12 protein-coding genes are annotated in these 12,487 nt (G+C 47.5%); 3 read left to right on the top strand and 9 right to left on the bottom strand.

The window, feature by feature from the left end; translation table 11 throughout:
- Positions 1-570: 570 nt before the first annotated feature.
- Positions 571-1,464 carry a UDP-N-acetylmuramate dehydrogenase gene (murB, locus tag FD01_RS06045; RefSeq protein ID WP_225436166.1) on the bottom strand — a complete coding sequence of 298 codons (894 nt, stop codon included), beginning with the start codon at positions 1,462-1,464 and terminating at the stop codon, positions 571-573.
- A 98-nt stretch (positions 1,465-1,562) separates the two neighbouring features.
- Here murB and FD01_RS06050 point away from each other — a divergent pair, with 98 nt between their 5' ends.
- Positions 1,563-2,324, top strand: a complete 762-nt coding sequence (locus FD01_RS06050) for an exodeoxyribonuclease III (protein ID WP_056963217.1) — start codon at positions 1,563-1,565, stop codon at positions 2,322-2,324.
- Positions 2,325-2,332: 8 nt separating this feature from the next.
- Positions 2,333-2,866 (top strand): 3'-5' exonuclease, encoded by a 534-nt coding sequence (locus tag FD01_RS06055; protein ID WP_054715780.1) that lies wholly within the window; start codon positions 2,333-2,335, stop codon positions 2,864-2,866.
- A 27-nt stretch (positions 2,867-2,893) separates the two neighbouring features.
- Here the strand turns inward: FD01_RS06055 and FD01_RS06060 are convergent, their stop codons facing one another.
- The 6 genes from FD01_RS06060 to FD01_RS06085 form a co-directional block, all read right to left on the bottom strand.
- On the bottom strand, positions 2,894-3,538 hold the full coding sequence (locus FD01_RS06060) for a matrixin family metalloprotease (protein WP_082611714.1): 645 nt from the start codon (positions 3,536-3,538) through the stop codon (positions 2,894-2,896).
- A gap of 210 nt (positions 3,539-3,748) precedes the next feature.
- Positions 3,749-4,912, bottom strand: coding sequence for an MFS transporter (locus FD01_RS06065; protein ID WP_152164775.1), 1,164 nt, complete (start codon positions 4,910-4,912; stop codon positions 3,749-3,751).
- 155 nt (positions 4,913-5,067) lie between these two features.
- Complete coding sequence (gene garR / locus FD01_RS06070; RefSeq protein ID WP_056963219.1) at positions 5,068-5,961, bottom strand: 2-hydroxy-3-oxopropionate reductase; 894 nt, start codon at positions 5,959-5,961, stop codon at positions 5,068-5,070.
- 5 nt (positions 5,962-5,966) lie between these two features.
- Positions 5,967-7,121 (bottom strand): glycerate kinase, encoded by a 1,155-nt coding sequence (locus FD01_RS06075; RefSeq protein WP_056963221.1) that lies wholly within the window; start codon positions 7,119-7,121, stop codon positions 5,967-5,969.
- Positions 7,122-7,138: 17 nt separating this feature from the next.
- Positions 7,139-8,047, bottom strand: coding sequence for a dihydrodipicolinate synthase family protein (locus FD01_RS06080; RefSeq protein WP_056963223.1), 909 nt, complete (start codon positions 8,045-8,047; stop codon positions 7,139-7,141).
- A 10-nt stretch (positions 8,048-8,057) separates the two neighbouring features.
- Positions 8,058-9,386: an enolase C-terminal domain-like protein gene (locus FD01_RS06085; RefSeq protein WP_056963225.1), complete on the bottom strand. Its 1,329-nt coding sequence runs from the start codon at positions 9,384-9,386 to the stop codon at positions 8,058-8,060.
- A gap of 173 nt (positions 9,387-9,559) precedes the next feature.
- Between FD01_RS06085 and FD01_RS06090 the strand changes: the two genes are divergently transcribed.
- A complete protein-coding gene (locus tag FD01_RS06090) occupies positions 9,560-10,684 on the top strand; it encodes a CdaR family transcriptional regulator (protein ID WP_054715777.1) in 1,125 nt (374 codons plus the stop codon).
- 46 nt (positions 10,685-10,730) lie between these two features.
- On the opposite strand, the gene FD01_RS06095 is transcribed toward FD01_RS06090, so the two are convergent.
- Together FD01_RS06095 and FD01_RS06100 are read right to left on the bottom strand one after the other, a co-directional pair.
- Complete coding sequence (locus FD01_RS06095) at positions 10,731-11,177, bottom strand: hypothetical protein (protein ID WP_054715775.1); 447 nt, start codon at positions 11,175-11,177, stop codon at positions 10,731-10,733.
- 336 nt (positions 11,178-11,513) lie between these two features.
- On the bottom strand, positions 11,514-12,476 hold the full coding sequence (locus tag FD01_RS06100; protein WP_056963227.1) for an NAD(P)-dependent oxidoreductase: 963 nt from the start codon (positions 12,474-12,476) through the stop codon (positions 11,514-11,516).
- Between the last annotated feature and the right edge of the window lie 11 nt (positions 12,477-12,487).

A 12,487-nucleotide genomic window follows, 5' to 3' on the forward strand; every position in this document is an offset into this window, starting at 1 on the left:
AAGGGCAAAGAAAATACCGTTAAATCAAGATTAGTACTTGACTAACGGTAGAAAAATCCACGAAACTCGACTGAATTTCGTGGACCTTCGCAGTTCAACGATTTTAAATTAAGGTTCGGTCTGCACACACATTCAAGGGATTTGGTTGATGCCTCTACTCAACTTACTGGCGCCGGCATCGCCTTGCCAAATCAGCTTGCTTCCCATGTCACCATGAGGCGAATCATCCGTGCTTGCATCGATCTCACATTCGAGATCAGCATCGATACTATGCGTCGTGAGGCCAAGCATTAAGCTAGTGCTGAATGTTTGTGGATCTGTCTCACTCGGAAGACAAGCACTGCCGCTTGTCAAAAGGTATACCGAAACGCTCGGCCTAAGCGCTTCACCTCCCTAACTAAGAAAATATCACAAGCCAAGCAAAAATGCAAACGCTATTTTAAATTTGTTTCGTGTCCTGTCAATTTGTTTTTGTCAGGAATTATAGGAATTATCAAAGATGCTTAAAGTATTGGTTGACACCAAAAAGAAGGCAAAAAAATAGCCAGTCATCTTTGACTGGCCGTAATTTTACTTCACATCTTCGCCGATAATCCGCACTTCAGGCTCCAACTGAACGTTGAATTTTTCAGCAACGTGTTTTTGCACATAATGGATCATATCCAGATAATCTGTCGCCGTCGCCCCGCCTAAGTTGACGATGAAGCCGGCGTGTTTCATCGAAATTTGGGCACCGCCGATGATGTGGCCTTGCAAACCTGCTTTTTGAATCATCGGGCCAACAAAATGCCCCACCGGCCGTTTGAACACTGAACCACATGATGGATATTCCAACGGTTGCTTTGCAGCACGCTGCGCATTTAAATTGTCCATTTGCTCACGAATCGCAACAGGGTCGCCTGGTTGCAAGCTGAACGTCGCGCTCACGACGATATCGCCATTGGTTTGCACCAAAGAATGCCGATACGAGAAATTCATGTCCGCATTGGCATAAGTTTTCAATTCACCAGCACGCGTCAACACAGTCGCTGATTGCAGGCAATCTTTGACTTCACCGCCATATGCGCCAGCATTCATAAAGACGGCACCGCCGACAGAACCTGGGATCCCGGCAGCAAACTCCATCCCCGTTAATCCGGCTTGATAAGCGGCTTCAGTCGTGTCGATCAAGCGCGCGCCAGCGTCTGCGGTGACCAAATTACCATGCGCCTCAATTTTTTTCATCGCCGTTAAGATAATGACTAACCCACGAATGCCACCATCTTTGACGATCAAGTTGGAAGCATTGCCGATAAAGGTCAAGGGTAAGTCATTTTCTTTGGCGTAAGCCAGTAACTGTTGGATCTCAGCAATCGATTTTGGAAACGCCAGTAAATCAGCGGGACCGCCAGTTTTCGTAAACGTATAGTGGCTCAAAGGTTCATCATGTAACAACTCGATTTGATCTAATGTGGATGCCGCCACAGCTCAACAGTCCTTTCGTTTTGGAAATCTCATTAAGTTTAACACATTTGTCGGCAGTGAGAATCTTTAGTAGAATAGTAGCGATTGGAGTGATAATTATGAAAATGATTTCTTGGAATGTCAACGGCTTGCGGGCCGTGTTGAAACATGATTTTGAAACCAGCTTCAAAGCCTTAGATGCCGATTGGTTCTGCTTGCAAGAAACGAAAATGCAAGCCGGCCAAACCACATTAGACTTGCCAGGCTATCATCAATACTTCAACTATGCTGAGCGCAAAGGCTACTCCGGCACTGCGATTTTAACCAAACATGAACCCCTCAACGTGACTTACGGCATTGGGGTGCCTGAGTTTGACACGGAAGGTCGCGTGATCACGCTGGAATATCCTAAGTTTTACTTAATTACGGTTTACACCCCAAATTCCGGCAGTGAACTCAAGCGCCTGGAATTTCGGCAAGGTTGGGATAAAGCGTTCTTGGCTTACACCAAAGCCTTAGCCGCAAAAAAGCCATTGGTTTATTGTGGGGATTTAAACGTCGCCCACAAGCCGATCGATTTAAAAAATCCTACCTCCAATCACCACAACGCCGGCTTCACCGATGAAGAACGCAACGACTTCACCACCCAACTGGACAATGGGTTTGTCGACTCGTTTCGCCATTTTTACCCCGATCAAGCTGATATCTACTCTTGGTGGAGTTACCGTTTCGGGGCTCGCTCCCGCAATGCTGGGTGGCGGATCGATTATTTCGTCGGCAGCACTGACTTTGTGCCGTTCATGCAAGATGCTAAGATCCACAACGAGATCCTCGGGTCAGACCACTGTCCAGTTGAACTGGTTGTGGACGGTTTATTATAGGAGTCAAAATGGATTTTATTGCCATGGATTATGAAACTGCTAATGCCCAGCGCGCTTCTGCGTGTTCGGTAGCCTTGGTAGTGGTCAAAGAAACCAAAATCGTCGATGCCTTTTACTCATTGATCAACCCGGAAGTCCCTTTCAGCCGGCGCAATATTGATGTGCACGGCATTACGCCTGACCAAGTCGCAGACGCGCCGACTTTCCCAGAACTTTGGCCGCACATTCAAAACTTTTTCACCCCAACTTCCATTGTGACGGCCCACAATTCACCTTTTGATGTGTCCGTCTTAAAGCGCAGTTTGGAACGCTATGGGATGCCGATTCCACATTATCAAGTGATCGACACGGTTAAAACTTCGCGGGCTTTGTTACCAGGATTGGTCAACTACAAGCTCAACACCGTCAGTGCGGCGATGCAAATTCCACTGGAACATCACCATAACGCTTTAGAAGATAGTTATGCTTGTGCGCGGATCTTACTAGGACAGTATCTCCAATTTGGAGCAGCCAAACTCGATCCTTGGCTGAAAACGGCATAAACGCAAAAATAACGGCCAACTTGACCGTTATTTTTTTGACTCATAAATTTTTTTCAAGCCGGCCAAATCCTCTGCGGAAAGCTGGCTGACCCCTTGATCCACAGGATACATGACCGAGGTTTTGCTGGTTGAATGATCCAAGCCTAATGCATGACCGAGTTCGTGCATCGCTACGGCTACAGACAGGCGTGATTGATAAGCCACATTGAATTGCGCACTGGCATGATTGACCACGCTCGTGCCTAAAGCGGACCAAGTCTCAGTAATTTGGGGACCACCATGGCCAAGCTCAAAGGTTTGCGCCGATGCCGGCATGGGTTTTGAATAACTGCCTAAAGTCAACGTATTGCCATTTTTGCTGGTGCCTGCAATCAACTTCACAAGGCCGGTGCGATTGTATGCGGCGATAGCTTGCTTAAACAGTGTTTGGTTGGCCGTCGACAAGCCTTTTTGAAACTGATAATGATAAGTTGACGACAGACTTTTGCCGGACACGATGGATTCAACTGGCGTGGCCGTCACATGAGCAGAGGTCGTCGATTCACTGCTAGTTTGACTAGCCGATATCGCTGGCGCACTGGGTTGCGGTAATTGCGGAAAAACGCCATAACGCCAAGCAAAGATGCCGGCAAAAATCAACAAGATCAATAAGAAGCGGGTTTTAAATTTCAAACGTTAGCCTCCTTTTCGATGAAGGTAGTGTAACACATTGAGCTGATCTGGCAAATTTAAGCCAAAAAAACAGGCACCGCAGCAATTGCGCATGCCTGTCTCCTTCCGCTTCTCGCGCAAAATCGGACGCATTCACGGAATTTGTGTGTCTCGGCCAGACCGGTTGATGTCTGAGCCTCCCTCGAGACGATTCTATCTTAACACAAATTTTTACTGTTGCGCTAGTTGTTGTCGAAATACCAAATACACAACACCTACCAACGGCAACGTCAACAATAAAATGGGATAAAACAACGTGTGAGCAACGCCGCCAAACAGCAACCCACCAATGATCGGGCCTAACACCATCCCCGCATCCATGCCGATATAAAATGTGGAGTTGGCCAGGCCTTGTTCATTTAACGGCGCGACTAACAAACTGGTCGCTTGGCAAACGGAATACATCACACCGTAGCCGCCAGCTAAACCAAAGGCTGCCACGATCATCATCCAGTTATTCACTAGATACGTCATCCCCAGCATCCCAATTAAATTGGCCAACACACCTGCGGCCAAGAAATATTTAAAGGGTAAGCGATCGAAGTAGTCTTTAAGCCCTAACCGCATCGCCAACAGGATAGCCGCATAGATCAAAAAGAAACTGCCGACCATCACATGTAAATGCCGACTGGCCACATATTCCACTAAATAAGCTTGCGTGGCAAAATAAGGAATCGACAATAACATGATGATCAATGCGATCGGCACGACTTTAGGTTGCACGATGCGCATTTTCTGAGGCTTTGGCGCGCCAACGACTTTACGCGGTTGACCATGATCACCAATAAACTGAATCATAATGATCATCGCCAACGATAAAACGGCGGCGCCGATAAAGGCTAGGCGATAATTGAAATGTTGATAAATAAAAATCCCAAAAGCTGGCGCGATCGCCATGCCTAACGCATTCATCATGCCATAATAGCCCATCCCGGCGCCGATACGATCCCGTGGCAGAAGTCCTGATAACCAAGTGGCCATGCACACAGAGCAAAGCGCAAAACCCAACCCGTTGATCACCCGGACGATCGCGATCATCCACCCTGCCGTCGCGATGGCGTAGCCGATACCTGCGATCAACAACAAGATACCCCCAGTTAACGCTAAGGTAAACTTGGACAAGCGGTCAGTAAGTTGGCCGGCAAATGGCCGAAACAACAAACTGGTGATGTTCATCACGGCGGCGATCACCCCAGCGACTGCGGCAGATTCGCCAAGGCTGGTGGTGAACCCGACGATCAAGGGATTGACCAACATGGAGTTGGACATATAACAAAAGCTTCCGAGCAAGATCAAAATCGTGTCTTTCGTGAACAGTTTCTTTTGGGTCGGCATGATGACGGCTTCTTTCTGAAAAATGATAAATATAATTGTACCACTTGCTGAAACCAAACAAAACGACGGTCAGCTGGCAACTGATCGTCGTTTGATGTAAACCTGTCACATGGCAGACAAGGTTATTTCAAAGCTACGGACTTTGAAATGTGGGTTTATTGTAACTTCAAATTGTTGATGTTTTCATAGTATTCCGCAATGGCCGAGTGATCTTCTTTTTCATGACCATGGGCTTTAAGGGATTGCAAGACTTCCATCGCCTCAGCCGTAAATGGCGTGGAAACGTTGATGTCATGGGCGGTGTCTAAGGCGTTTTGCAGATCCTTGATGTGTAATTCAACCCGGAACCCTGGTTTGAAGTCACCAGAGAAGATCTTGTTGGACTTTTGATCCATCACCACAGAACCGGCTAAACCAGTGCGGATGGCTTGGTAAACAGAAGATGGATCAACGCCAGCTTTTTTAGCCAAAGAGTAAGCTTCAGAAATTGCGGCGATGTTGATCGCCACGATCATTTGGTTGGCTAACTTGGTGATATTACCAGCACCAGGTACCGTATCAACCAAGTTCACATCCCCACCCATGGTTTCAAGCAAAGCCTTGTACTTATCAAAGGTAGCCTGTGGGCCGCCGACCATAATGGCAATCGAGCCATCGATGGCTTTAGGTTCGCCACCAGAAACTGGGGCATCCAAGAATTCAACGCCTAACTCGCCTAAACGCTTAGCAAAAGATTGTGACGCTTTTGGTGCGATCGAGGACATGTCGATGACCGCTTTGCCAGCTGTTAACCCACTGACGATCCCATTGTCAGCAAACAATGCGGCTTCAACGTTAGGAGAGTTTGGCAACATCGTGACAACCACTTGGGTCTTTTCAGCGACATCTTTACCGCTGTCCCCGCGTTCAGCACCAGCTGCGACTAACTCGTCAACTGCATCTTGGTTGAAGTCAAAAGCCACGACCCCATAACCAGCCTTTAATACATTTTTCGCCATGGGCTTGCCCATGATCCCAAGTCCAACAATACCTACTTTATAATCAGCCATAATAATTAATCTCCTTTTGTTTGCGTCATTAAAAATGCTCGCACTGCAGTTTCCCCTGCAGTGGTTAAATTGGTTTGAACCGTTTGAATCGCCTCTGCCAAAGTCTGGGGATGATTCATGATCGCCCATACCGCATCGATGCCGGCTTGATACACTGGACCTAAGTCGTCACTTCGCGCACCGACTAAAGCAACCACTGGCAAACCGTATTGTTTGGCAGCCTTGGCAATGCCGATCGGGGCTTTCCCATTCAAGGATTGCGCATCCATCCGGCCTTCACCTGTGATCACCAGGTCTGCTTGAGCGAGTGCTTCATCTAAGTGCACCATTCGTAAAATCTCTTCGATCCCGCGATACACCTTGGCATAGGTAAAGGCCAAAAGCCCTGCCCCTAAGCCACCGGCAGCGCCAGCCCCAGGTTGACCAGCGACCGCACGGCCAGTTGCTTGTTCCAGCAAGTCGCCTAAATGCTTCAGCCAACCATCGACAATCGGGATCTGTTCTCTGGTGAGTCCCTTTTGCGGTCCATATATCGCTGCTGCGCCTTCAGGACCACATAACGGATTGGTGACATCCGATAAAATCTTGATGCTCACTTGCGCCAGTCTGGCATCCAGTTGGCTCACATCAATGCAATTCAGTTGCGCCAAGCCTTGCGCCCCACAAGCAATCGGTGTCCCTCGCTCAGTATAAAATCTTGCCCCTAAGGCTTTGGCCATGCCCACGCCACCATCAGTTGTGGCTGAACCCCCTAATCCTAAATAAATGGTTTTGGCGCCGGCGTCCATTGCGCCTTTAATCAGTTCCCCAACGCCATAAGTCGAGGCGCGCAAGGCATCATCAGGCAAGGCATCAGTCAAATTCAGCCCACTGGCTTGGGCCATTTCGATCACAGCTGTGGTGTCATCCAACAAGCCAAAAGTCGCTTGCACCTGATCGCCCAAAGGACCCGTCACCATTTGCGAAACCTTTTTGCCCCCTAGAGCTGAAGTCAACGCCTCAACAGTGCCTTCACCACCATCTGCGATTGGAACTTTGGTAATTTGCGCTTGGGCATCAACACGATGGATCCCATCAGCGACCCAAGTAGCCGCTTGCATGCTCGTGGCGCTACCTTTAAATGAATCAATTGCGACAACGATATGCAACGCTTGTGCCATGTCGATGCCTCCTTTGTCTATTTCAAATAGCCACCATCACGCATGGCTTGCTTCATTTTTTCAAGCACTGGACCCGTTGTCGCTTCCGTAGGCAATACGCTTGGGCCAACGTCCATCCCCATTAAGTTAGCCATATCTTTAGTGGCCGCTGGGAAACTGGCAGCATCTTGAGAATTGCGAATTGGGTTGAGTTTGAACTGATCTGCTAACGCCCCAGCCAAATCACCGGCTTGGAACTTGTCATAGATCCCACAAACCAGCTCGGTGTACATATTAGCAGTTGAGCAAACCGCTCCGGCAGCCCCGATCGCCAAACCTGGGAACACGATTGTATCTTTGCCGGCGAAAGCTTTAAAGTCGATATCTTGTGTGCGGCGAACCAATTCTTCCAGTTTCGTCACATTACCACTAGATTCTTTGATGCCGACGATATTGTCAACGTCATGGGCTAAGTTGACGATCAAGTCATCACTCATCGTATACCCAGTGCGTCCAGGATTGCTATAAAGTAGCATTTTAGTGTCAGGGACCGCTTCGGCAATGGCCTTGAAATGATGATACAAAGCGGTTTCCGTCGGTTGAATGAACATCGGTTGCAATACACTGATGGCTTCGATGTCCAATTTGGCCGCCCGCTTGGCTAAAGCAATGGCTTGTTTAGTGCGAATATGACCGATCCCAAAGTATACGGGCACTTGGCCTTTGGCTTCATCCAAAATGGCTTGCGTCGCTTCAAGCATTTCGTCATCTGAGAACATGTAGAATTCAGAATTGCTCCCAAAGGCTAAGATGCCATCGATGCCGCCGTCGATCACATGCCGTGTCATCCATTTAAGCTTGGGAATATCGATATTTTCATCAGCGTCAACTGGCGTCAAAATTGGAACCAAAACGCCTTTAATGTTTGTGGTATCAAATTTTGTCATGGTTTTCTCCTTAACGAACCATCGCTGGCCGCTTGGCATCAAATTGCCAACCTGGAATTAAGTATTGCATTTGCTTGGCATCATTACGTCCGCCTAAAGCATGTTCAACATACAACTTGTGCGCTGCGGCGAGTTTTTCGTGATCCAAGGTGATGCCTAAGCCTACGCCATTGCGTGGTACGGCAATTTCGCCTCCGACAATTTGGGGACTCTTTTCGCACAAGCCTTGTCCATCTTGCCAGATCCAATGCGTATCGGCGGCATTGACGCGACCAGGCGCGGCAGCGGCGGCGTTGGCCACCATTGCCAAGGAAATATCAAAGTGGTTATTGGAGTGCACGCCCCAAGTGAGATCCAAATCGTGGCACAACTGCGCGACGCGAACAGAACCTTGCATGGTCCAAAAATGCGGATCAGCTAACGGAATTGATACTGAATCCAAGCGCAATGCGGCTTTCATTTCACGCCAGTCAGTGGCGATCATATTCGTGGCAGTCGGTAAATCAGTTTGGCGATGGAATTCAGCCATCACTTCACGACCTGAGAAGCGCCCTTCCGCCCCGCAAGGATCTTCCACATAAGTTAAAATGCCGTGCATGTCTTTGCATAAATCAACGGCTTCATTCAATGACCAAGAACCGTTGGGATCAAGGGTGATGCGCGCATGAGGAAATTCAGCTTTCAACGCTTTGATGGCTTCAATTTCTTGTTTCCCTTCAAAAACGCCACCTTTAAGTTTGAAATCTTCAAAACCATAACGCGCATGAGCGGCTTTGGCTAACTTCACGATGGCTTCTGGTGTTAAAGCCGGTTGGCGACGTAAGCGACCCCAGTCATCAGAATCATCATCACCGTCTAAGTATGGCAGATCAGTTTTTGATTTGTCTCCGACATAAAACAGATAACCTAAGAATTTCACGTGATCGCGAACTTGACCATCGCCTAAAAGCGCTGCGACCGGCACGCCGAAATGCTTACCCAGCAAGTCAAGCAATGGAGTTTCAACGGCAGTCATCACATGTACTGTCGTCCGCAGATCAAAAGTTTGATCCCCGCGCCCGCCTTCATCTAACCCGGCATAGCGATTGTGAATATCTTGAACAATTTGCTTGTATTCCCCAAGGCTACGGCCGATCACTAATGGCTTGACAGCTTCAAGGGTGCTGGTGATTTTTTCACCACCTGGCACTTCGCCGATGCCTTCATTGCCTTCAGAATCGGTTAACACCACGATGTTGCGGGTGAAATATGGGCCGTGCGCCCCAGATAAGTTCAATAACATGCTATCGTATCCAGCAACTGGTACGACTTCCATTTTGGTGATGGTTGGCACTGACATATGATGACCTCCAATTTGCGTAAGCGCTTTTAAACTATGGCTTAAGTATATGTGCAGTAATGCGCAAAATGAATATTCTGTGACACGAGTTCTGAATCATATTCCCAGCAAAAAATGTTCTTTGTACCATTTTCGACTTTGTGCTATATTATTGGCGAAAGGGATGAAATCGCATGCAATTAGAACCAAAAGTCGCAAATGCCATTGTAGACAGTCTCAAAGACATCATTCATCACGAAATTAATTTATTCGATACCACTGGCACCATCATTGCTAGTACCGATACCAAACGCGTCGGCACCTTTCATGATGGCGCGTATCAAGTTATTCGTTCACATGAGCCGGTGATCATCTCCTCAGATGATGAATTCCACGGTGCTCGCAAAGGCACCAACTTACCGGTTTTATTCAATGATTCCGTGGTGGCAGTGATCGGGATCACTGGCGATCCTGATGAAGTCGCCCCACTTGGCAACATCATCAAGAAAATGACTGAAATCTTGATCCGTGAAAATTGGAGCAAAATGACCACTTACACGCGGCAAGCTAATTTCAACTCACTGGTGATCCAACTGATTTCGCAAACTCATGACCACTCCTTAGTCGATTATTTATTTTCGGTACTGGAAGTGACGCCAGATATCCCTCGGCGCATCGCGATTGCCAAAAATCTCACCAATGCGGCCATCGATCCAGACTCCGAAGCCGCTTTGCGACAATATTTAAGTGTTTATCCCGATAGTTTTTTCGCGTTAACAAATGGTACCGTTTGCATTTTTCTGCCAGACTTACCAGCAACTGTCACCGACCATTTATTGCAGCAGTTGCAAAGCGCCTTAGTTCACAGTAATCACACCGATTTTGCCATTGGCGTCGGTCAAGTGTATGCCAACTGTGATGACTACTGGCATAGTTATCATGAAGCCCAAGCCGCACTATCCTGGCTGCTCTTCACGCAATCACCTGAAATCAAACGCTACGAACAACTCGACTTGCAATTGTTGCTAACCGGCTTGCCGGATCAAATCAGTCAGGATTTCTTGACCCACATTCTGACTAAGATTCCAAAAGCGGATCTCCCTCAATTTAAAGCGGTGCTCAAGGCCTATGTCGACAACAACGGCAGCATCATTCACGGTGCCGAAACCTTATACATTCACAAAAATACCTTTCAAAACCACCTCAACCACATTCACACCGTCACCGGATTCAATCCTCGCAACTTGAAAGATTTTGTGGTGTTGTATCTGGCATTCAAGCTGGATGATTTCAACCAGTTCAAACATGCGCAACCATAAAAAAGTGCTTCGTGCGATCCAGTGATCACACAAAGCACTTTTTAGATTAGTCGTTTTGGGTCAATTGATTTTGTACCGCTTGGTTGGAGTAGCCAACTCGAGTACGAGTGATGCCATTTTTGGTTTCACTGACCGTGACCTTGCGACCATGATTGGCAATCGTGACCGTATAAGCACTGACACCACTTGGTAATGAATCTGCGATCAAAGTGTGGCCTTTAACAGTGTAGCTGGTGGTAAGAGTCGCATCCGCGTGACCATTGCCAACAAACAAGTCAGCAATCACCATTTGATTGCCACTGAAGCGCAGCACATTTAACGTGTCCTTGCTTGAGGCGGTGTTAGCAGTATTGGTGTAAAAAGCATCTTGTTCGACTTTTTGAATGGTTGGATCCGTAGTGGCTGTCGTGTTGGCCTTGACCGTGATCACGCCGTAAGTAGCTAATAAAGCAGCTGCCAATGCCGTTAAGATAATCGTATAAAGCTTTTTCATGATGAACGTTTCCTCTCAGGTTGAGTGATACAGTTTGTTTACACTTATATCATAGCTCATCGCGCAACTTGTTCAAGAGAATTTCACAAATTTGCTGAAAATTGTACTCGCGAACAATTGAAAGCCGATACAATCCGCTTTTGATTGTGTATTTTGGCTAATTCAACAACTTGATGATGTGAATGTGGATGATGTTCTGTGAATATTGGCAATCAAACAGCTACATAAATCTGTCTCATCCACATCAATCAGAAGCGGTCATTAAACGCCCACCCACAAAAAAAGTTGCCGCATCACGGCAACTTTTTTGAGATCTTTTCACGATGGGTTTCACATTTAAAACCCGTTGGCATAATCAACGACATGTGTCGCCAATTGCCCTGTTTTGAGATAAGCTTGTAAGTTCTCTAAATACAACTTGGTGATCACCGTTTTAAAGTGTGGGACTTGGCCAGCAATATGGCTGGTGATCAAGGTATTGGGCAAATCCCATAAAGGTGAATCTGCTGGTAAGGGTTCTGCTTCGAACACATCTAAGACTGTGGATCCGATTTGACCATTTTTAACGGCTTGGATCAAAGCGGCTGTAACTACTGTTTTCCCGCGACCGCAATTGATAAACTGAACGCCAGCTTTCATTGCCGCAAACTTATCGGCATCAAAAAATCCTGCAGTCTCTGGTGTCAGTGGTAACAAATCAACGATAATATCTGCTCGGCCTAACACAGAGGCAATTTCAGCTGTGGCGACCATTCGATCAAACCCTGCAAGGGCTCGACCTTTGCGGTTGACGCCGATGGTATGGGCACCAAAAGCTTGCAGTAGCGTCGCCAGCTGGGAACCGACGCGCCCAGCCCCGACGATCAGCACTTGTTTTTCAGCTAACCCACTGTAGTCAACTTGATGTTGCCAGCGGTGCTCGCGTTGTGCGACTTCGGCTTCATCCAATGCGCGAACCCGGCGTAAAATTGCGCCGATCACATATTCTGCGATCCATTCAGTGTGCAGTCCTGACGCATTGCTCAATAAAACATGATGCGATTGCAGCTCAGCCAAATTCAAATAATCAATGCCTGCAGAGTGTGCTGCCACAAACTTCAATCGTGACTTAGGGGTATTGAGAATGCGGTGGGTCAGCGGACCATCCCCGCCTAAAATAATTTCCACATCAGCTAAAGCAGCATCTGGGACTGGATGCTCCCATTGGGTGTAAAGCTGATAACCAGGCGCTACTGCTTGAATTTGGGCCACATGCTCAGGTTTTAATTCACGAGTGATCACAATTGCAGGTTTTGACATGATTTTCCTCC

The sequence above is a fragment of the Lacticaseibacillus manihotivorans DSM 13343 = JCM 12514 genome, assembly GCF_001435035.1.
Lineage (GTDB): Bacteria > Bacillota > Bacilli > Lactobacillales > Lactobacillaceae > Lacticaseibacillus > Lacticaseibacillus manihotivorans.